14 protein-coding genes and 1 other RNA gene are annotated in these 21,170 nt (G+C 72.3%); 5 read left to right on the top strand and 10 right to left on the bottom strand.

The features are described 5' to 3' along the window. Positions 1 to 94 precede the first annotated feature (94 nt). Both ACFOWE_RS07415 and ACFOWE_RS07410 read right to left on the bottom strand, forming a co-directional pair. Positions 95 to 2,302, bottom strand: a complete 2,208-nt coding sequence (locus tag ACFOWE_RS07415) for an acyl-CoA dehydrogenase (protein WP_377286299.1) — start codon at positions 2,300 to 2,302, stop codon at positions 95 to 97. Positions 2,303 to 2,356: 54 nt separating this feature from the next. Next, the gene (locus ACFOWE_RS07410; protein ID WP_377286298.1) at positions 2,357 to 3,289 is read right to left on the bottom strand and encodes a hypothetical protein; all 933 of its coding nucleotides are present in this window, start codon (positions 3,287 to 3,289) and stop codon (positions 2,357 to 2,359) included. A gap of 133 nt (positions 3,290 to 3,422) precedes the next feature. Here ACFOWE_RS07410 and ACFOWE_RS07405 point away from each other — a divergent pair, with 133 nt between their 5' ends. Together ACFOWE_RS07405 and ACFOWE_RS07400 are read left to right on the top strand one after the other, a co-directional pair. Then, positions 3,423 to 4,886, top strand: coding sequence for an AMP-binding protein (locus tag ACFOWE_RS07405; RefSeq protein ID WP_377286296.1), 1,464 nt, complete (start codon positions 3,423 to 3,425; stop codon positions 4,884 to 4,886). Between the two features lie 162 nt (positions 4,887 to 5,048). Beyond that, positions 5,049 to 6,146, top strand: a complete 1,098-nt coding sequence (locus ACFOWE_RS07400) for a S1C family serine protease (protein WP_377286294.1) — start codon at positions 5,049 to 5,051, stop codon at positions 6,144 to 6,146. A 134-nt stretch (positions 6,147 to 6,280) separates the two neighbouring features. Here the strand turns inward: ACFOWE_RS07400 and ACFOWE_RS07395 are convergent, their stop codons facing one another. Then, a complete protein-coding gene (locus ACFOWE_RS07395; protein ID WP_377286293.1) occupies positions 6,281 to 7,123 on the bottom strand; it encodes an isocitrate lyase/PEP mutase family protein in 843 nt (280 codons plus the stop codon). On the opposite strand from ACFOWE_RS07395, the gene ACFOWE_RS07390 reads away from it, so the two are divergent. After that, positions 7,122 to 7,625, top strand: coding sequence for a Uma2 family endonuclease (locus ACFOWE_RS07390; RefSeq protein ID WP_377286291.1), 504 nt, complete (start codon positions 7,122 to 7,124; stop codon positions 7,623 to 7,625). The genes ACFOWE_RS07395 and ACFOWE_RS07390 overlap by 2 nt on opposite strands. Positions 7,626 to 7,775: 150 nt before the next feature. Here ACFOWE_RS07390 and ssrA read toward each other — a convergent pair. The 5 genes from ssrA to ftsE form a co-directional block, all read right to left on the bottom strand. Continuing rightward, positions 7,776 to 8,160: a transfer-messenger RNA gene (ssrA, locus tag ACFOWE_RS07385) on the bottom strand. A 564-nt stretch (positions 8,161 to 8,724) separates the two neighbouring features. After that, positions 8,725 to 10,614 carry a penicillin-binding transpeptidase domain-containing protein gene (locus ACFOWE_RS07380; RefSeq protein WP_377286290.1) on the bottom strand — a complete coding sequence of 630 codons (1,890 nt, stop codon included), beginning with the start codon at positions 10,612 to 10,614 and terminating at the stop codon, positions 8,725 to 8,727. Between the two features lie 2 nt (positions 10,615 to 10,616). Continuing rightward, complete coding sequence (smpB, locus tag ACFOWE_RS07375) at positions 10,617 to 11,084, bottom strand: SsrA-binding protein SmpB (protein ID WP_377286289.1); 468 nt, start codon at positions 11,082 to 11,084, stop codon at positions 10,617 to 10,619. 22 nt (positions 11,085 to 11,106) lie between these two features. Continuing rightward, positions 11,107 to 12,015 carry a permease-like cell division protein FtsX gene (gene ftsX / locus ACFOWE_RS07370; RefSeq protein WP_377286287.1) on the bottom strand — a complete coding sequence of 303 codons (909 nt, stop codon included), beginning with the start codon at positions 12,013 to 12,015 and terminating at the stop codon, positions 11,107 to 11,109. A gap of 39 nt (positions 12,016 to 12,054) precedes the next feature. Beyond that, positions 12,055 to 12,744 (bottom strand): cell division ATP-binding protein FtsE, encoded by a 690-nt coding sequence (gene ftsE, locus ACFOWE_RS07365; RefSeq protein ID WP_043620538.1) that lies wholly within the window; start codon positions 12,742 to 12,744, stop codon positions 12,055 to 12,057. Positions 12,745 to 13,056: 312 nt separating this feature from the next. On the opposite strand from ftsE, the gene ACFOWE_RS07360 reads away from it, so the two are divergent. Continuing rightward, positions 13,057 to 13,248 carry a hypothetical protein gene (locus tag ACFOWE_RS07360; protein ID WP_377286286.1) on the top strand — a complete coding sequence of 64 codons (192 nt, stop codon included), beginning with the start codon at positions 13,057 to 13,059 and terminating at the stop codon, positions 13,246 to 13,248. Positions 13,249 to 13,384: 136 nt separating this feature from the next. Here ACFOWE_RS07360 and prfB read toward each other — a convergent pair whose 3' ends face one another. Beyond that, positions 13,385 to 14,509 carry a peptide chain release factor 2 gene (gene prfB, locus ACFOWE_RS07355; RefSeq protein WP_377286284.1) on the bottom strand — a complete coding sequence of 375 codons (1,125 nt, stop codon included), beginning with the start codon at positions 14,507 to 14,509 and terminating at the stop codon, positions 13,385 to 13,387. A 111-nt stretch (positions 14,510 to 14,620) separates the two neighbouring features. Between prfB and ACFOWE_RS07350 the strand changes: the two genes are divergently transcribed. Beyond that, the gene (locus tag ACFOWE_RS07350) at positions 14,621 to 15,709 is read left to right on the top strand and encodes a hypothetical protein (protein ID WP_377286282.1); all 1,089 of its coding nucleotides are present in this window, start codon (positions 14,621 to 14,623) and stop codon (positions 15,707 to 15,709) included. Positions 15,710 to 15,776: 67 nt separating this feature from the next. Here ACFOWE_RS07350 and ACFOWE_RS07345 read toward each other — a convergent pair whose 3' ends face one another. Then, positions 15,777 to 20,663, bottom strand: a complete 4,887-nt coding sequence (locus tag ACFOWE_RS07345) for an NAD-glutamate dehydrogenase (RefSeq protein ID WP_377286281.1) — start codon at positions 20,661 to 20,663, stop codon at positions 15,777 to 15,779. Positions 20,664 to 21,170: the final 507 nt, after the last annotated feature.

Below are 21,170 nucleotides of genomic sequence, written 5' to 3'. Positions count from 1 at the left end.
AAGCCGTCTCACCTTTCCGACCCGATCCGTCCGCATATCGCCAGACCCTACGGCAGCCCCGGACCCACCCGGGGCCGCCGCAGGCGTCATCCGGCTACTTGCCCGGCTCCGGGTCGCGGGGCAGGCCGAGCATGCGCTCGGCGATGATGTTGAGCTGCACCTCGGTGGTGCCGCCGTAGATCGTCATGGCCCGGGTGGCGAGCACCGCCCGGTTCCAGACGCCGGGGTCGCCGAGCTTCATGTCGGCCGCCGTCACGGCGGCGGCGCCGAGCAGCCCGACCGCGCACTCCGAGACGTGCTGCGCGTGCGAGGTGGACAGCAGCTTGCGGACCGAGGCGTCGGCGCCCGGCTCGCTGCCGGCCAGCTGCTTCATCGTCACCCGGAGGCTGAGGGCGTTGATCGAGTGCCCCTCGCAGACCACCCGGGCCAGCTCCTGGCGCTCGGCCGCCGTCAGCTCGCGGCCCAGCCTCCGGGCCAGCCCGAGCAGGTCGGGGACGGACGCGCCGGTCCCGCCCGAGCCGGACGAGAGCGAGACGCGCTCGTTGGACAGGGTGTTGCGGGCGACCTTCCAGCCCTCGCCGACCTCGCCCACGACCATGTCGTCCGGGACGAAGACGTCGTCGAAGAAGACCTCGTTGAACAGGTTCTCCCCGGTCATCTCGGTCAGCGGCCGGATGGTGACGCCCGGCGTCTTCATGTTCACCAGGAAGTAGGTGATGCCCTCGTGCTTGGAGCCCTCGCTGGAGGTCCGGGCGATGCAGATGCCCCACTCGGCGAAATGCGCCACCGAGGTCCAGATCTTCTGGCCGTTGAGCTTCCAGCCGCCCTCGACCCTCTCCGCCTTCATCTGCAGCGAGGCGAGGTCGGAGCCGGCGCCCGGCTCGGAGAAGAGCTGGCACCACATCAGCTCGCCGCTGAGCGTGCTGGGCAGGAAGCGCTCCTGCTGCTCCGGCGTGCCGTACGTGGCGATCGACGGCACCACCCAGGCACCGATGATCATCTGTGGGAGCTTGATCCGCGCGGCCTTCAGCTCCTGGAAGATCAGAACCTGCTCCAGCGGCTTGGCGTCGCGCCCCCACGGCCGGGGCAGGTGCGGCATGACGTACCCGGCCGCCGCCAGGGCCCGCTTCTGCTCCACGCCCTCCAGCCGGGCGATCTCCGCCAGCTCGGCGCGGATCGTCTCGCGCAGCGCGGCGGCCTCCTCCGGCAGCTCGATCTCCAGCTCGCGGGTGACCCCGCCCAGCGCGAGGGAGGCGACCTCCTCCGCCCACTCGGCGCCCGAGCCGAGCAGCGCGCGCAGGGTGAGCGCGCGCCGGTAGTAGAGGTGGACGTCGTGCTCGTAGGTGTAGCCGATGCCGCCGAAGATCTGCACGGCGTCCTTGGCGCAGTGCACGGCGGCGTCCGGCGCCGTCACCCCGGCGATCGCGGCCGCGTAGGCCGCCTCGTCGCCGCCGTCGGCGACCGCGCGGGTGGCGTCCCAGACCGTGGCGCGGGCCTGCTCCAGCGCGACGAGCATCCGGGAGGCCTTGTGCTTGACGCCCTGGAACTGGCCGATCGGCCGGCCGAACTGCACGCGGACCTTGGCGTACTCGGCGGCGGCGGTCACGCACCACGACGCGACGCCCGCGGCCTCGGCGCCCAGCACGATCGCGGCCAGGTTCCGTACGGCGGAGCCCGCCAGGCCGTCCAGGACCCGCCCGGCCGGCACGGCCACCCCGTCGAGCCCGACCTTCGCCACGCTCCGGGTGAGGTCCAGCGAGGCGATCGGCGTCACGGCCGCCGCGGAGGCGTCCACCGCGATCCACAGCTCGTCCCCGCCGACGGTCACCGGGAGCACCAGCACGTCGGCGAGCGTGCCGCCGAGCACGTACTCGGCGGTGCCGCCGACCGTCAGCGCGCCGTCCTCGCCGCGGGTGCCGGTCAGCGCCGCCTCCAGCGCGACCGCGCCGGTCAGCGTGCCGTCGGCGAGCCCCGGCAGGAGCTCGGCCTGGGCCTTGCCGCCGGAGGCGAGGATCACGGCGCTGGCGAGGACCGTCGGGACGTAGGGGCCGGGGGCGACCCGCTCCCCGAGGGCCTCGACGGCCACGGCCGTCTCCAGCAGGCCGTACCCGCTGCCGCCGTACTCCTCCGGGATGTGCAGTCCGAGCAGCCCCTGGTCGGCCAGGCCGGACCAGAACGCGGGGCGCTCCTCGCGCTCGGCCGCGAGGGCGGCCCGTACGACCTCCGACGGGATGTTCCGCTCGGCCCAGCCGCTCACCGACTCGCGGAGCGCCTCGTGCTCCTCACTCAACCCGATCGCCATGACAGCCTCCAGAAACGGTTCTCTAGCAGAACCATATTCTAGAAGTTGCTTCCGTCACAACGCGCGGACGCTGGCCACCAGAGGGGCGATGTCCGCCCAGAGCGCCCTGCGCGTGTCCGGCACGGTCACCAGGAGGACGGCGGGTCTGGCCCGGCGCGTCGCCAGCAGCACGAGCGCCCCCTGCGAGCTGCGCCGCCTGCCGTCGATCTCGTAGTCGACCCGGTAACCGAGCACCCACCCTCGGCCGCCGCCGGCGGGCCGTTGCGAGGCGGTCCAGACGAGCTCGGAGCCGGCCGGATAGTGCTCGCGCAGGGCCCACCGCACCGCGCTCACCGCCCGGGCGCGGAAACCGGCGGCGCCCCCGGGCACGCGCTCCTGCGCCGTGCCGGGCAGCGGGAGCGAGGCGGCCAGCGTGCGCGGCGGCCGTGCCCGGCCCGCCCGCAGGCCCGCGGTGAACGGCCGGCCCGGCCCGTCCTGCCACCGCCCGCCCAGCCGGGCGTAGGCGATCCCGGCCCGCTCGTCCACCACGGTGCCGGTCACCGGGCTCGCCGTGCCGGGCAACGCCGCCAGCGGGATCACCGTGCCCGGCGGCTCCAGAGGCTCCGGCGGCTCCCCCGCCCGCGGCGGGGCGGCCGCCGGACCCTGGGAGGAGGCCGGGCCCGGGGAGGACGCCGGGCCCGGAGAGGAGGACGCCGCCTGTGCCGCGCGCCGGACGGGTTCGCCCTCCGGCGCCGGACCGGGCGGCTCGTCCCCGGAGAAGACCACGAAGACCCCGATGATCGCCAGGACGGTGGCGAGGGCGGCCGCGGCGCTGTAGACGGTCCTGATCGGGGTCTCGGCGATCCGCGCCGGGAGCCCGCCCGGAAGGTCCTCACCCGCGGGCGCGCCGGGCGCGGGCAGGTCGGGCACGGGTGCGCCGGGCGCGCCGCGGGACGGCTGGCTCCCGTCCCGCGGACGTCCCGGGAAGGTGCCGTCGGCGTCCACCATGGCGGCAAGATTACGTCGGCGTGGGTGCCCGGCACACCCCTTCCCGGGATGCTTTGTGCCGCAGGCACACGCCTCACCGGAGACGGGGCTCTCCCCTTCCGTTTACAGAATTTCGTTCTGTATGGTCACGCCCATGAGGGGCTTCTACGAGATCGCCACCGCCGACCCCGCGCGCGCCGCCGTCCTGGGGGACACCCCGCTGACGTACGGCGAGCTGCACGAGCGCGTCAACCGGGTCTCCCACGGCCTGCTCGCCCGCGGCGCCGAACCCGGCGACACCGTGGTGACGGTCCTGCCCAACGGCGCCGACATGGTCACGATGATGCTCGCGACCTTCCAGATCGGCGTGTACATCGTCCCGGTCAACTGGCACTACACCGCGGAGGAGATCGGCTACATCATCTCCGACTGCGCGGCGCGCGCGGTGGTCGGCTGCGAGCGGTACGCCGGCGCCGTGCCGGGCGGCTTCGAGGAGGTCGCCGCGCTCGCCGAGGGGCACCCCGCCACCCCGCCCCCCGCCCGCCGGGCCGGGTCGATGATGCTCTACACCTCGGGCACCACCGGCAGGCCCAAGGGCGTGCGCCGGCGGCTGATCGAGCTCACGCCCGAGGAGCTCTTCCCGATCCTGGAGCGCAAGAGCTGGCGGCACTTCGGCCTGCCGTCCGGCGGCGTCCACCTGGTCCTGTCCCAGCTCTACCACTCCGCCCCGTACGGCCAGGCCATGATGGCCGTCAACTACGGCCACTCACTCGTGATCACCGAGCGGTTCGACGCCGAGGAGGTCCTGGCACTGGTCGAGCGGTACCGGGTGACCAACACCTTCATGGTCCCGACGATGTTCCACCGGCTCCTGGCCCTCCCCTCCGAGGTCAGGGAGAAGTACGACCTGTCGTCGCTGACCCACGTCTACCACGGCGCCGCGCCCTGCCCGCCCGCCACCAAGCGGGCGATGATCGACTGGTTCGGCCCGGTGCTCTGGGACTACTACGGCTCCACCGAGGCCGCCGCGGTCACGATGCTCTCCTCGCAGGAGTGGCTGGAGCGGCCGGGCACGGTCGGCCGGGCGGTCGAGGGCATGCGCTTCGTCGTCCTCGGCGAGGACGGCGAGGAACTGCCGCCCGGCGAGCCCGGCATGGTCTACATCGAGGGCATCAACCGCTTCGAGTACCACGGGGACCCGGCCAAGACCGCCTCCTCCATGCGCGGCCGCCTCTACACCGCCGGCGACATCGGCTACCTCGACTCCGACGGCTACCTGTTCCTCTGCGACCGGCGGACCGACCTGATCATCTCGGGCGGGGTGAACATCTACCCCGCCGAGGTGGAGGCGGTGCTCCAGGAGCATCCCGCGGTGGCGGACGTGGCGGTGATCGGCGTGCCGGACCCGGAGTGGGGGCACAAGGTCGTCGCCCTCGTCCAGCCCGCCCCGGGCGCCGAGCCCGGACCGGACCTCACCGCGGACCTGCTGGCCCACTGCACCGGGCGGCTCGCCAGGCTCAAGCACCCCCGCGTGATCGAGTACCGCGAGCAGCTGCCCCGCACGCCCACCGGCAAGCTCAGCCGCACGAGCGTCCGGGAGGCCTACCTGTCGTCCTGATCCGGCCCGTTCCCCGGGCGCGCCGCCGCTCCGGGAGCCCGCGGCCGGTCCGGGACGTCCCCGGACGGGGAGGACGGGGAGGACGGGAAAGGCTCCGGGCGAGGAGACCCCGGCTGGACAGGGAAAGCAATCTTTTCCTATAGGACGGGAAAGTACCCCCGCATGGAGAGACCGCTCACCCACCTCGCGCTGCTCACCGCCCTGGCCGCGGCGCTCACCGGCTGCAGTACGGGCACCGGCGCCCGGCCCGCCGGCGACCCGGCCACCGCCCCGCCCCCCGGTGTCACGGCCACCGCCCCGTCGCCCCCGCTCCCCGTCGAGGGCGGGGTCGCGGCGCTGGAGAACGCCTACGAGCGGGTCATCGGCAGGGTGCTGCCGTCCATCGTGCAGATCAACACGCGGACCGGCCTGGGCTCGGGCGTCGTCTACGACGCCTCCGGGCACATCGTCACCAACGCCCACGTGATCGGCGACGCCACCACCTTCGAGGTCACCCTCGCCAGCGGCGGCGCCCCCCGGAGCGCCCGGCTGGTCGAGTCCTTCGAGCTCGGCGACCTGGCCGTGATCAAAGTGGACGACCCCTCCGGCCTCGCCCCCGCGAAGTTCGGCGACTCCGGCAGGCTCCGGGTCGGCCAGATCGTGCTGGCGATGGGCAACCCGCTCGGCCTGTCCGGCAGCGTGACCAACGGCATCGTCTCGGCGCTGGGCCGTACGGTGACCGAGCCGCAGAGCGAGGGCTCGCCCGGCGCCACGATCACCAACGCGATCCAGACCTCCGCCGCGATCAACCCCGGCAACAGCGGCGGCGCCCTGGTCGACCTCTCCGGCGAGGTGATCGGCATCCCGACCCTCGCCGCCACCAACCCGGAGCTCGGCGGCGGCGCGGCCCCGGGCATCGGCTTCGCGATCCCGTCCAACACCGTGACCGACATCGCCGGCCAGATCATCAGGGGCGGCAAGGTCACCAACACCCGCCGGGCCGCGCTCGGCGTCTCGGTGCAGACCGTCGTCGGTCCCGGCGGCGGCGTGGTGGGCGTCGGCGTCATGCGGGTCACCCCGGGCGGCGGCGCCGACAAGGCGGGCATCCGGCCCGGCGACGTGATCACCTCGGTGAACGGCACCGAGACCACGACCACGCAGGCGCTCTCCGAGGCGCTCGCCGCCCTCAAGCCGGGTGAGCAGGCCCAGGTGGGCCTGATCCGCGCCGACGGCTCCACCGCCACCGTGACCGTCACCCTGGGCGAGCTCTCCGAGGACTGATCCGCCTTCAGGAGTGATCCAGCCGTCCGGCGCGTACCGGCCCGTTCTCGGCCGGAGGCGGGCGGCGCGGCCACGGGTGACGGGCCCGCAGGACGCGGCGGGCCGTGCCGGGGCGGGGCCCGCCGCGCCCTCCCTCAGCCCTGCCCGCGGGCCAGCAGGGCGTTGAGCTCGCCGAATTCGATCCCGTCCGCCAGGGCGGTGTAGGTGCCCGCGCCGTACAGCTCCCGCGCCGCCCTCCGGGCGAGGGCGTAGGCGGCCGCGGCGAGGTCCGAGCCCACGCTGATCCGGGCGGCGCCGAGGGCGGCCAGCTCGCCGACGGGCGGCGCCCCCGGTCCTCCGAAGACGTTCAGCGGCAGGCCCGCCCCCTTGGCCAGGGCCGCGATCGTGTCGGGGTCGGTGGCGCCGATGACGAAGATCCCGCTCGCCCCGGCCTCCCGGTAGGCGGCGGCGCGCTCCAGCGTCGCCGCCAGCCGCGCCTCCGGGTCCCCGGCGCCGCGCAGGTAGACGTCCACCCGCGCGTTGATGTAGAGGGGGACGCCCGCCGCGTCGGCCGCCGCGCGGGCCGCGGCGAGCCGGGCGGCCTGCTCGGTCACCGGGCGGAGCGAGGCGGCCCCGTCCCGGACGGTGTCCTCGATGTTCACCCCCACCGCGCCGGCCTCGATCACCCGCCGGACGGTCTCGCCGACCTCCTCGGGCGTGTCGCCGAACCCGCTCTCGATGTCGGCGGTGACCGGCACGCGCACCGCCGCGGCGATCCGCGCGACGAGGTCGACGGCCCGGTCCCGGTCCAGCCGGTCGCCGTCGGGGGCGCCGAGGCTCCAGGCCACCCCGGCGCTGGTCGTGGCGACCGCCTCCGCGCCCGCCTCCTCGACGATCAGGGCGCTGGCGACGTCCCAGGCGTTGGCCAGGACCAGCGGACGGCCCTCCCGGGCGTGCAGGGAGTGGAAGAGTTCGGCCTTGTCACGGAGATTCGTCATGGTGATCAGTAAACCAGCGCACCTGCCGACGCCCTCGTTCCGCGCCCGGCCTGCATCTGAGAACACCGTACGGTTCCGCCGACATGAGGACGTCACCGAGATCGACGACCAGATCCGGGCTCACCACCTCGACCTCCGCACCCAGGGCGCGCGCGGTCTGGTCATCCCCGCATACCGGACAGGGCGTGCCATACCCGATGGCACCGTGGCCCCCAAGGGGAACTTCCGAGGGCAGCCGGAGTGGGCCGATCCCGCCGGGGTCGTCATGCTCCTGGAGGTGACCTCCAGCGAACCGGACGTGGACCGGGTGGAGAAGCTCAGAGCGTACGCCGAAGCCGCCATCCCCATCTACCTGCTCGTCGATCGCGAGCGGTGCGAGGTGGTCGTCCACTGGGACCCGGAAAGCGGTCACTACACCCGCACCGCCAGGGCGGAGTCCGGCAAACCCCTCGATCTGCCCGCCCCACTCTCCTCCGCACTCGACACGAGCGGGCTGTCCTGACCTGCGCCCCTCACGGTGGGAGGCGCACAGCGGGACAGCGCGGACGGAACCGCAGGAAGAAACACGGAGGGCGGCCGGGCGGCGGTGAACGCCGGCCGACCGCCCTCCGGCGATCTGCTGCTCCGCGTCGTACGTACGGGCGCGGAACGGGGGTGGAGGTGGCGGGAATCGAACCCGCGTCCTTCAACTCCAAGACAGGGCTTCTCCGGGTGCAGCCTGCTGTGATTTTCTCAGCCCCGGCGATCACGCAGGCGAGTCGCCGACGGGCTCAGCCACTGTTAGATTTCCCGCTCGACCCCGTGGCCGGGTCTCGCGGTTGAGCCTCCTAGCGATGCCGGATCCGGGCCGGAGGCGATCCCGGGCCGGCAGAGGTTCCTCGCTGCTTAGGCGGCGAGGGCCAGGGAACCCTGGCTGACCTCGGAGTGCTTCTTATTGGCACTTATTGTTCGCGGTCACAGGATTAACGAGGTTATGTCCGCAGTCCTCGACCCGCTTCCCCTGACTTGCAAAGCCAAAGTCGAAACCAGTCACCCCCCTGTTGAGTTGTCAACCCGCTCCCCACGAGGAGGGGCGGACCATCCGAAGATACCGGTTACAACACCGTCGGCGCCAACCGGATTCCCGCCGCCGGTGACGGCGCCCAGGAGATCTCCGGTGGAGGTCCCCGGTGTCCCGGTGCCCTCACGGACGCTGGTTACAACACCGCTCGGGCCCGCGGGATTCCCGCCGGGTCCCCTCCGGGGCGAAGACATGGGAAACCCCCCAGGGCGCGGCGTCTCGCACGCGTCCTGGGGGGCGCGACCGGCAGGGTCGAGCCGGTCCTGACGGCCAGGGCCTCCCCCGAGATGAAGCCCTGTTCTCATCACGGCGACTGAGTCCGCAACCCCCCGAGCGGTGCTCAGTCACATGGAAGGACGCAGCCGGACCGCCCTGTGGTTGCTCGGGCCGGAGATGTTTTTCCGGCGGCCGCGCCACGCGACCTGCCACGGGCTCCGCCACACGTCCCGCCCTGCGTCCCGCCAGGGACTCCGCCACCGGCTCCGGTCACGACCCTGCCGCGGACCCCGTCACCGGCCCCGCTCCGGCCTGCGCGCCTCTGTCACGCGCCCTCGCCCAGCTTCTGGAAGAACCGGCCGGCCACGGCCGCCCCGGCCGTGGAGTCCGTGCTCTGCACGAGCACCGCCACCGCCACGTCCCCCTGCCAGCCGACGAACCAGGACAGCGGCTTGCCGCCGGCGGACGCGGCGGCGGTGATGCCGTGCACCGGATCCCCCTGCGCCGCGGCGGCCCTGGCCGAGCCCGAGGTCACCCCGGCGCGCATGAGGGAGCGGAGGGTGTCGACCGTCTCGTCGTCGAGGTCGACCGGGGGCACCGTCTTGACCGGCTCGGCCTCGTCGGCCGGATCCTGCGAGGCCGGCTCGGTGACCAGGACCGGCGGGCGCCAGGTGCCGGAGGAGACCGCTCCCGCGACCAGCGCCATGGACAGCGGGCTGACCCAGACGTTCTGCCCGGCGAGGGCCCTGGCGGTGGCCGCGTCCGTCCGCAGCGGGTCCACCGAGCCGCTGAAGGACTTCAGCGGGAGCGTCCACTCCGCGCCGATGCCGAACTTCGCCGCGCCGGCCGTCAGCTCCGCGCCGTCGACCCTGCGGGCGAGCGAGGCCAGCGCGGTCACGCACCCGCCGGCGAAGCTGGCCTTGACGGTGGGCGTGCCGCCGGTGAGCGCTCCCGTCTGGTGGAACCTGGCCCCGCCGACGGTCCGCTCGGCCGGGCAGGAGAGCTTCTGCTCCAGGTCCACCTCGGACTTGAGCAGCCCTTCCACGGCCATCACGGAGAACGCGGTCCCGGCGGGGAACTTCCCGGCCAGCGCCGGCGGGTCCTTCTCCTGGTGGTACTCCTTGGTGCCGCCGACGGCCAGGATCTGGCCGGTCGAGCCCTGGACCGCGACCATCATGCCCGGCCCGCCCGCGGCGAGCGCGCCGTCGGCGGCGGCCTGGACGCTCCGGTCGAGCGTGGTGCGCACCGGCGAGGCGGTACGGCCGGGCCGCCACTTGGCCAGCTCGGCGACGGGCTGGAGCGTCTTGAGGTCCACGGTGATGACGCTGGTCTCCGTCGAGCCGGTCAGGTGCTCCTGGTAGGCCTTCTGCAGCCCGCTCCTGCCGACGGTGTCCCCGGCCCGCTGCGGCCCGCCGAGCTGCTGCTCGGTCTCCGGCGTGACGGCGGTGACGGTGCCCACGACCTGGGTGGGCGCGTCGGGCGCGACCGCCAGCTCCCGGACGGAGAACTCCAGGCCCTCGATGGCCTCCAGCTCCGAGCGGAGCTGGGCGAAGCGGAGCCGACCGAAGGTGACCAGCGGCACCTGGTCGCTGGGGCTGGCGGAGCGGATCCGGCTCAGCAGCCGGTCCTGCGGGAAGCCCGTCACCTTGGACAACCGCTCGCAGAGCCCGGCCGCGTCGTCCAGCTTGGACGGGACGACGCTGGCGACGTGCATCTTGGCGGGCTGCTGGAGCGGGTCGTTGTTGCGGTCCACGATCGGCTGGCGGCTCTCGGACTCCACCTTCACCGCGAAGCGCTGCCCCTCGCGCAGCTCGGGGTGGAGCACGCCGGGCGACCAGCGCACCTTCCAGCGGCCGTCCACCAGGTGGAGCGGGAGCCGGCCGTCGTACTCCCACAGGGGGTTGTTCTCCCCCAGGTCGACCTCGGCCTCGAAGTCGGCCTCGGCCTCGTCGCCGGCCCGCCGGATCCCGGTGAGCTCGAACCGGAAGGAGGCCGCGTCGAGCTGGACGCGCGCGTCCTCCAGCGCCTGGCGCACCTTCTTCTCGTCGCCGTCGGTCCGCCGGGCGGCCAGGACGTAGTCACCGGTCTGCCAGCCGACCAGGAAGTCACGGACCGCCTCGTGGGCCGAGGGCTCCTGGGTGCACGCGGACAGCAGGGGGACCGCCGCCGCCAGCGCGAGCGCCGCGGCGGCCCTCCTGCGGGTCTTCCCCGTCACGATCACCGGTTCCTGTGCCTGAGCACGCGGGCCATCTCCCGCTTGGCCTGCTTCTCGGCCAGCGTCTGCCGCTTGTCCCAGTCCTTCTTGCCCCGCGCCAGGCCGAGCTCGACCTTCGCGCGTCCGTCCTTGAAGTACAGGGAGAGCGGCACGATGGTCAGGCCGCCCTCCTTCGTCTTGGCGGCCAGCTTGTCGATCTCCTTGCGGTGCAGGAGCGCCTTGCGGGTGCGCCGCGCCGCGTGGTTCGTCCACGTCCCCATCGTGTACTCGGGGATGTGCACGTTGATCAGCCACACCTCGCCGTCCTTGACGGTGGCGTACCCGTCGGTGAGGGAGGCGCGGCCCAGGCGCAGCGACTTCACTTCGGTGCCCTGCAGCACGAGGCCGGCCTCGTAGGTGTCCTCGATGTGGTAGTCGTGCCGGGCACGCTTGTTCTGGGCGATGACCTTCCGCCCGGTCTCACGTGGCATGCCAGGAGCCTACCGGGACGCCTCACACCCGCAGGTACCGGCGGAGCGTGACGAAGGAGGCGACGATACAGATGAGCACGCCGATCACCATCGTGAGGCTGATGATCGAGGCGAGGGTCTCCCAGCTGAGCTGGGCGCTGCCGCCGAGGTAGGTCTGCACGCTGTCGAAGAGGAAGACCTTGCTGACGATCAGCAGCACCGCGGCCACCACGCCGCCGACCAGGCCCGCGATGACGCCCTCCATCACGAACGGGAGCTGGATGTAGAGGTTCGAGGCGCCCACCAGCCGCATGATGCCCGTCTCGCGGCGCCGGCTGAAGGCCGACAGTCGCACCGTGTTGCCGATCAGCAGGAAGGCGGCGAAGACCAGGATGATCGCGATCATCAGCGCCGCCCAGCGGAGCTTCTCCAGCAGGCCGAAGAACTTCTCCAGCAGTTCCTTCTGGTTGATCACGTTGGAGACGCCCGGAGCGCCCTTGAGGTGCTCGATGACCTCGGCGTAGGTCTCGGGGTCCTTGAGCTTGACGCGGAAGGACTCCGGCATGTCCTCGACCTGGATCGCCGAGGTCATCACGGGGTTGCTGGCGTTCTGCGCCTTGAAGTTCTCGAAGGCCATGGCGGCGTCCTCGAACTCGACCCGCTCGACCTGGGCCAGCGCCTCGATCTGGGCCTGCAGCTCGGCCCGTTCCTTCTCGTCGACGCCGCCGCTGCCCTTGCACTGCGGGAAGGGGTCGTTCTTCTTGCACAGGAAGACCGAGACCTCGACCTTGTCCGCCCAGAAGTCCTTCATGCCGGTGATCTGTGAGTTGATCATCAGACCGACGCCGAGCAGCGCCATGCCGACCGCCACGGTCACGATGACCGCGATGGTCATCGTGACATTGCGCCGGAGGCCGATCCAGACCTCGGAGAAGATGAAGTTTGCCCGCATGCTCTTCCTGTCGCTGTCGCTTCTGAGGGGTCCTGGATCTCAGTACGCCTGGCCGTACACGCCACGCGACTGGTCACGGACGATCTTGCCGTCCTCCAGTTCCACCACGCGCTTGCGCATGGAGTCGACGATGGCCGCGTCGTGCGTGGCCATGACGACCGTGGTGCCCGTCCGGTTGATCCGGTCGAGCACCTTCATGATGCCGATGCTCGTCGCCGGGTCGATGTTCCCGGTGGGCTCGTCCGCGAGGAGGATCATCGGCCGGTTGACGAACGCGCGGGCCATCGCGACCCGCTGCTGCTCGCCGCCGGACAGCTCGTCGGGCATCCGGTGGGCCTTGCCCTCCAGGCCGACGAGCTCGACGACCTCGGGCACGACCTTGCGGATGAACCGGCGGGGCTTGCCGATGACCTCCAGCGCGAACGCGACGTTCTCGTAGACGTTCTTGTTCGGCAGCAGCCGGAAGTCCTGGAAGACGCAGCCGATCCGGCGGCGCAGGTGCGGGACCTTGAAGTTGGACAGCCGGGCGAGATCCTTGCCGGCGACGTGGATCGCCCCGGAGTTGGGGCGCTCCTCCTTCAGGATCAGCCGGAGGAAAGTCGACTTCCCGGACCCCGAAGGGCCGACGAGGAACACGAACTCACCCTTGTCGACGTCCACGCTGACGTGGTCCAACGCGGGGCGGTTCTGGTTCGCGTAGACCTTGGTGACGTTATCAAAATGGATCACGGGCGCATCACGGCATGCCAGTCTAGGGGTTAGGACGGTCGCGGTAGTGGCAGAGGTCCACTTTCCGCCTCTCGCCGGCCGGGGGGCGCCGATCTTTACCGAGTTCGACGTTCCGGTTGGCCGGAGCCCAGTCTAGGGGGAAGACCGGCATGGAAGGTCCATAACGGAAACAAAACGATTCGACGCGCGGTAACGACCGCATAAAGTGGGTGGGACCCAGCGGGGAAGACCTGTCGGGGAGCCACCACGATCGGCCGTTCCGCGTCCCCGCCCCGGCCCCGGCCGCCGGGGTCTCCACCCTGGAGGCGATCCATGAGCTGTGACGACCTGGTCTGCGCGCGGTGCGCCCACCCCGTCGCGGAGGGCCGCTGCCCCCTGTGCCGGGCCAACCGCGACCGCATGCACCAGATGGGCCTGGGCCCGATGACCCCGGCGGTGGTCGCGCTGGCGCTCATCGTGCTGTGCTTCCTGACCCTGGTGCTGAAGCACCTGTCGGGGGCCTGAGCCCGCACGCCTCCGGACCGCCCCTCGGGGCGGCCCGCGACGTCCGTACGGCCCCGCGACGGCCGCAGGTCCCGCTCGGGGTCTCCGGCGCGGGCCCTGTCAGGCCCCGCCGGGCCCCGGCGGGTCCCGTCCGGCCTTACGCCTTCGCCGTCGCGTCCGACTCCTGGCGGCGCAGCCAGCGGATCTCCGCCTCGATGAAGGCGTCGAGGTCGCCGTCCAGCACCGCGCTCGGGCTGCCCGCCTCGGTGCCCGTCCGCAGGTCCTTCACGATCTGGTACGGGTGCAGCACGTAGTTGCGGATCTGGGTGCCCCACGAGGTGGTGGACTCGCCCCGGATCTCGCTCAGCGCCGCCGCCTCCTCCTGCCGCTTGCGCTCCAGCAGCTTGGACTGCAGGACGGCCATCGCGGTCGCCTTGTTCTGCAGCTGGGAGCGCTCGTTCTGGCAGGAGACCACGATGCCGGTGGGCAGGTGGGTGATGCGGACCGCTGAGTCGGTGGTGTTGACGCCCTGCCCGCCCGGGCCCGAGGACCGGTAGACGTCGACCCGCAGGTCGTCCTCGTTGATGTCGATGTGGTCGGTCGTCTCGACGACGGGGACCACGTCCACGCCCGCGAAGGAGGTCTGCCGGCGCCCCTGGTTGTCGAAGGGGCTGATCCGGACCAGCCGGTGGGTGCCGTGCTCGCCGCGGAGCGTGCCGTAGGCGTAGGGCGCCTTGACCGTGAAGGTCGCCGACTTGATGCCGGCCTCCTCGGCGTAGGAGGTCTCGTAGACCTCCGTCGGGTAGCCCTTGCGCTCGGCCCAGCGCAGGTACATCCGCAGCAGCATCTGGGCCCAGTCGGCGGCGTCCACCCCGCCCGCCTGGGAGTTGATGGTGACGACCGCCTCGCGCGCGTCGTACTCCCCGGAGAGCAGGGTGCGGACCTCCAGGGCGCCGATGTCGCCGCGCAGGGCCTCCAGCTCGCGGCCGGCCTCCTCGCGGGTGTCGGGGTCGTCCTCGGCCTCGGCGAGTTCGTAGAGCACCGTCAGGTCCTCCAGTCGCTGCCCGAGGGCCTCGATCCGGTTGACCTCGCCCTGCATGTAGGACAGCTTGCTGGTGACCTTCTGGGCGCGCTCCTGGTCGTTCCAGAGGTCGGGCGCGGCGGCCTGCTCCTCCAGCTCCTCGATCTGCTTGCGCATCGCGTCGAGGTCCAGCACGTCCTGAATGCTCCTCAGCGTGCCGGTAAGCTCGTTGATCTCTTCTGCCGGGTCGATGACTGCCACGTCTGTAAAGGGTACGCGACCACCGCGCCCCGTTGTGTACGGCGCGGGCCGCCTCTGCGGCGGGCAGGCCATACCATGGGCGCCGCGGCGGGGACCGATCGGGAGGCGAGCGTGCGGGCACAGGAGCGACGACGGCTGCGCGCGCTCCCCGGAGCCCTGCGCACGGGCCTGCCCCTGGCGCCGGCCCTCGCCCTGGCCCTGGCGCTGACGACCGCGGCCTGCTCCACCTCCGGGGACGCGGCGCCGGCCCCGACCTCCACCTCCCGGGGCGCCTCCTCCACTCCGGCGTCCTCCGCGCGCCCCGCGCTCACGCTGGAGGAGGCGGGCCGGGCGCTGAAGGAGATCCTCGCCGCCGACGAGGTCCTCGGTTCGGCCGTCCCCACGGTGCTCGCGGACCGCCACCATCTGCTCAAGCAGGCCCGGGACGGGCACCTGGCGCTGATCCAGGCGGCCTACGAGACCGCGGAGGCCACCGGCGAGAAGCCCTCCCCCCACACCTGGGGCGAGCCCCGGCTGCTGGTCCCCCGGGTGCAGCAGGGGGTCCTGTGGTTCGCCGCGGTCGTGGACCGCAGGGACTCCTCGGGCCAGGACCGCGCGGCCGTGCTGACGCTGGTGCGGCAGGGGCAGGGCGACTGGCAGGTCAGCTCCCTGTCCCTGCTGGACGCCGAGCTCCCCGAGGTGGCCCTGGACGACGAGGGGTACGTCACCGCGCTGGCCGAGGACGACATGACCGTCGCGATCAGTCCCCGGCTGATGGCGCCGTTGCACGCGACCACGGCCGAGGAGGGCACGGCGGGGTTCGCCGCCGGGCTGATCGCCGAGGGCCCGCACACCACCGCGCACGCGGCCGAGATCGCGGCCGCGCGCACGGAGGAGAAGCGGGAGGGCTGCCTCGGCTACGACTCGATCTTCGCCGCGGCCGGCTACCCGGTCCACGCGCTGCGCACCGCGGACGGCGGCGCCCTGGTCATGTACTCGCTGATCAGGACGACGACCCGGACGATCAAGGTCGACCCCTGCGCGCCGTACATCGAGATCCCCCGCCAGGCCCGGGGGCTGACCTCCGAGCCGTACGCGCGCGATGAGCTGCGCACCGTGGAGACGCAGCAGTACGTGAGCGTGGTCCCGGCCAAGGGCAGCGGCGAGCTCGCGCGGGTCATCGGCTACCGCGGCGGCATCACCCGGGTGAACGTGTCCTGAGGCGGGGCCCGCGCCCGGGCGGGCGCGGGGAACGCCCGCGCCCGCCGGCCGGTTCAGCGCTCCGTGCTCAGCGCTCCGTGTGCGGCAGGGCGGTGGAGCCCACCAGCGTGCGGACGGCGCGCAGCGCCACCGAGAGCGTCGCGAGGTCGAAGTCGTCGCTCTCCCAGATCTCCGAGAGCGTCTGCCGGGCCCGGGCGACCGCCGCCGCGTTCACCTCGCTCCAGTGCGCGAGCCGCTCCTCCGGCGAGAGCCCGGATTCGCTGTCCACCAGCACGCTGCGGGTGAGCGCGGCGTGCGCGGCGTACAGGTCGTCGCGGAGCGCGGCCCGGGCCATGGAGTTCCACCGGTCGTCGCGGGGCAGCGCGATGATCCGCTCGCGCAGCCCGGCCAGGCGGAGCCGGTCGGCCAGGTCGAAGTAGACCTCGGCCGCCTCGTCGACCGGGCGGCCGGTGCTCGCGGAGATCTCGACCAGGTCGAAGGTCGAGTAGGCCGGGACCATCGCGGCGACCCGCTCGGCGAGGTCCTCGGGGACGCCGCGGGCGGCGAAGGAGTCCCTGCGGTCCTCGAAGGCCGCCAGGTCGGAGCCGGTCAGCAGCTTGGGCAGGTGCGGCAGCAGGCCGTTCATGCCCTTGGCGAAGAAGCCGACCGTGGAGGCCAGGTCCAGCGGCGGGCGGCGGTTGCCGAGCAGCCAGCGGGTGCCGCGCTCGCACAGCTTGCGGGCCTCCAGCTCCATGGCCATCTGGGTGGCGACGTCCACCTTGTTGTCCAGCTCCTCGATCGCCCGCCAGAAGCTGTTCAGGTCGAAGACCTCCCGGGTGACGAGGTAGGCGCGGGCGATGTCCACGCTGGACGCGCCGCTCTCCTCGCCCACCCGGAACATGAAGGTGGTGCCGCTGGAGTTGACCAGGTCGTTCACCACGCAGGTGGTGATGATCTCCCGGCGGAGCGGGTGGCCGTCCATGAACGGGCGGAAGCGCTCCCGCAGCGCCGACGGGAAGTAGGACACCAGCCACGACTCCAGGTAGGGGTCGTCGGGCAGGTCCGAGGCGAGGATCTCGGCGTCCACCACCAGCTTGGTGTAGGCCAGCAGCACCGAGAACTCCGGCGCGGTCAGGCCGAGCCCGGCCTGGCGCCGCTCGGCGAGCGTCTTGTCCGACGGCAGGAACTCCAGCTCCCGGTTGACCAGCCCGGCGCGCTCCAGCCTGCGCAGGTAGCGCGCGTGGATGTGGAGCATCTCGGGCGCCTGCGCGCGGGCGGCGGCCAGCACCACGTTCTGGTCGTAGTTGTCCCGCAGGACCAGCTCGGCGACCTCGTCGGTCATGTCGAGGAAGAGCTGGTTGCGCTGCTTGTCGGTGAGCTCGCCGTCGCGGACCGCCTTGTCCAGCAGGATCTTGATGTTCACCTCGTGGTCGGAGGTGTCCACGCCCGCGGAGTTGTCGATGAAGTCGGTGTTGGCCAGCCCGCCGCCCAGCGCGTACTCGATCCGGGCGAGCTGGGTCAGACCCAGGTTGCCGCCCTCCCCGACCACCTTGCAGCGCAGGTCGCGTGCGTCGACGCGCACGCCGTCGTTGGCCTTGTCGCCGACGTCGGCGTGCGACTCCGACGACGCCTTGACGTAGGTGCCGATGCCGCCGTTCCACAGCAGGTCCACCGGGGCCTTCAGGATGGCGCTGATCAGCTCGTTCGGGGGCAGCGCGGAGACCTCGTCGGGGATGCCGAGCGCGGCGCGCGCCTGCGGTGAGAGCGGGATCGACTTGGCGGTGCGCGGCCAGACGCCGCCCCCCGCGGAGATCAGCTCGGGCGCGTAGTCGGCCCAGGAGCTGCGCGGGAGCGCGAACAGCCGGGCGCGCTCGGCGTAACCGCGCGCGGCGTCGGGGTGGGGGTCGATGAAGACGTGCCGGTGGTCGAAGGCCGCCACCAGCCGGATGTGCTGGGAGAGCAGCATGCCGTTGCCGAACACGTCGCCCGACATGTCGCCGATGCCGACGACGGTGAAGTCGGTGCTCTGCACGTCCACGCCGAGGCTGCGGAAGTGGTACTTGACCGACTCCCAGGCGCCGCGGGCGGTGATGCCCATGCCCTTGTGGTCGTAGCCGACCGAGCCGCCGGAGGCGAAGGCGTCGCCCAGCCAGAAGCCGTACTCCCGCGCGACCTCGTTGGCGATGTCGGAGAAGGTCGCGGTGCCCTTGTCGGCCGCCACCACGAGGTAGGTGTCGTCCCCGTCGTGCCGGACCGTGTCGGCGGGCGGGACCACCCGTCCGCCGACGAGGTTGTCGGTGAGGTCGAGCAGGCCGGAGATGAACATCCGGTAGCAGGCGACGCCCTCGGCCTGCAGGTCCTCCCGCCGGCCGGACTTGGGCGGGTTCTTCACCACGAAGCCGCCCTTGGAGCCGGTCGGGACGATGACGGTGTTCTTCACCATCTGCGCCTTGACCAGGCCGAGGACCTCGGTGCGGAAGTCCTCCATCCGGTCCGACCAGCGCAGGCCGCCCCGGGCGACCTTCCCGAAGCGCAGGTGCACCCCCTCGACCCGGGGCGAGTAGACGAAGACCTCGATCTTCGGCCGGGGCAGCGGCAGCACGCTGATCGAGGGCGAGTCGAGCTTCAGCGCGATGTACGGCTTGCGCTCGCCACCCGCCCGCTGGAAGTAGTTGGTCCGGAGCGTGGCCTGGATCATCTCCAGGTAGGCCCGCAGGATCCGGTCCTCGTCCAGGGAGGCGACGTCGTCCAGCGCGCCGAGGATCTCCTCGTGCAGCGCGTCTGCCAGGTCGCCGCGGACCTCCTCCGGCCGGCAGGGGTCGAGCCGGGCCTCGAACAGGCGCACCAGCAGCCGCGCCAGCCGGACGTTGCCCAGCAGCACGCGCTCGATGTAGTCCTGGCTGAAGGCGGTCCCGGCCTGGCGCAGGTACTTGGCGTAGATCCGCAGGATCTCGGCCTGCTCCCAGGTCAGCCCGGCGGCCGGCACGAGCGCGTTGAAGCCGTCGCTCTCCACCCGGCCCCGCCACAGCGCGCCGAACGCGTCCTGGAAGAGCTGCTTGAAGGCGTCCCGGTCGACCTCCGGCGAGGGGGTGTAGCGCAGGCCGAAGTCGTAGATCCAGGCGTCCTTCGTCGCCGGGTCGTTGTCGAGGTCGATCTCGTAGGGGCGCTCGTCGACCACCTCGACGCCCATCCGCTGCAGCAGCGGGAGCACCAGCGACAGGGAGATCGGCTCGCCGATCCGGTAGAGCTTGAACCGGCGCTCGCCCTCCGGCGCGTCGTAGGGCTCGTAGAGGTTCATCTCGATCGCGTCGGGCGCCTGCGCCGCGACCTGCGCCAGGGCCTCCAGCCGGCGGATGTCGGCCACCGCCATCCGGGGCGGGAAGTCCGCCTTGTAACCCTCGGGGAAGGCGGCGGCGTAGCGGCGGACCAGCCGGGGCGCGTCCGCGTGCGGGCTCAGCTCGGTGATGGCCGCGGCCAGGTCGTCCTCCCACGAGCGGGTGGCGGCGGCCAGCACGGCCTCCAGCTCGCCCATGTCGACCTCGTCGGCCCCCATCCGCCTGCCCCGCTCGCCGCGGACGACCACGTGGAGCCGGGCCAGGGCCGACTCGCCGATCATCGCGCTGTAGTCGAGGGAGGCGCCGCCGAGCGTCCTGAGGAGGATCTCCTGCATCCTGAGGCGGATCTTGGTGGTGTAGCGGTCGCGCGGCAGGTAGATCAGGCAGGAGACGTAGCGGCCGTAGTCGTCGGGGCGGAGGAAGACCTTGACCTGCTTGCGCTCGCGGAGCCGGAGCACGCCGAGCGCGATCGGGAGCAGCTGGTCCGCCGAGGTCTGGAAGAGCTCGTCGCGGGGGTAGGTCTCCAGGATCTCGATGAGGTCCTTGCCGTCGTGGCTCTCGGCGCGCAGTCCGGCCTTCTCCAGGACCTCGGCCAGCTTGCGGCGGAGCACCGGGACACGGGTGATCGACTCGCTGTAGGCGGCGTGGGTGAACAGGCCGAGGAAACGGCGCTCGCCGACGACCTCGCCCGCGGCGTCGAAGAGCTTGACCCCCACGTAGTCGAGGTAGGCCGGACGGTGCACGGTGGCGCGGGTGTTGGCCTTGGTGATGATCAGCATCTGCTGTTTCTCGCGGGCCTTGGCGCGCAGCTCCGGCGGGAGCGCGGCGAAGCTGCCCGAGCCGGCCGTGTCGTGCCGGAGGATGCCCAGCCCGGTCCCGGGCACTCCGCGCAGCTCGTCGCCCTGCTCGCCGTGCTCCAGGCGGTACTCGCGGTAGCCGAGGAAGGTGAAGTGCCCGTCGGCGAGCCAGCGCAGCAGCTCCATGTCGTCCTCGGCCGCGGCGGGCTCGATCGGCGGCGGGGCGACGGAGACGTCCTCGGCGGTGCGCAGCGCCAGCGCCCGCATCTTGGGGAAGTCCTCCACGGCGTAGCGCACGTCCGACAGGACCCGCTGCAGGTCGGCCTCGAGCCGACGGAGCACGGCGGCGTCGCTCTGCCGGTCGATCTCGAAGTGCATCCAGGACTCGACGATCGTCTGCCCGGCGGCGTCCTCGCCCTCGCCGAGCAGCCTGCCGGTCACGTCCCGGCGCACCCGCATCTGCGGGTGGACGATCAGGTGGGTGGCGATCTCGTGCCGGTTGAGCTCCATCGTCACGGAGTCGACCAGGAAGGACATGTCGTCGGTGACCACCTCGACGACCGAGCGGCCGGGGTCCCAGCCGTGCTCCTCCAGGTTGGGCGTGTAGGCGCGCACCAGGGCCCGGCCCGCCGGGCGCCGCTCGGCGAGCTGCCGGTGGGCGGTCGCGGGGCCGTACACGTTGACCGGGTCGCGGTCCAGCAGGTCCTCCGGCGCGACGTGCCGGTAGTAGAGCCGCAGGAAGGCGAGCGCGTCCTCCGCGCCGCCGCAGTCGCCGCCGGGTGTGTGCGCGCAGGTCGCCGCGGCACTCCTCAGCAGTTCGTCCTTGGCCTCTTCGAGCGGCATGTCGCTCTCACTCCTTTGTGAGGTGCTTGGTGGTTCCGGACTCGCGTCGGCGTCCGTGTGCCCGTACAAGGGGAGATGATGCTCGGTCCACGGCCGCGGCGGCGGTCTCTCGCTCCGATCTCCGTTGACCGGGACCCCGCCACCGCTCCCGATACCACCCGAAAAGCAGCGAAACGTCAACGTGGCGGCCGGTCGCCGGGGCGGCGGCCGGATCCGGGACGGGCGGTCGCCGGGGCGGCGCCGGGCGGTTCCCGCCGCGGGCGCGCCGTTGGGAGAGCCCCGCCGCCCTCCGGCGGATCCGGTATGCCCGCGCAAAGAACGGGTCATCGAAAACTTGCCACAGACGACCGGCAAACGCGTGGTCAGATACGGGATCGGCGCCGCCCGCGTCAGTAGCATCTAGAAGCTCTCAGGCACTGGAGCGCCCGCATTCCGACAGGCGATCCGAATCCGCTCCGGAGGCGGAATTCCACAGAATTCCCCGGCGGCCTTTCCGATGATCGGCGC

Source organism: Planomonospora corallina (assembly GCF_042650625.1).
Classification (GTDB): Bacteria; Actinomycetota; Actinomycetes; order Streptosporangiales; family Streptosporangiaceae; genus Planomonospora_B; species Planomonospora_B corallina.
This window is presented reverse-complemented; position numbering and strand designations above follow the sequence as displayed.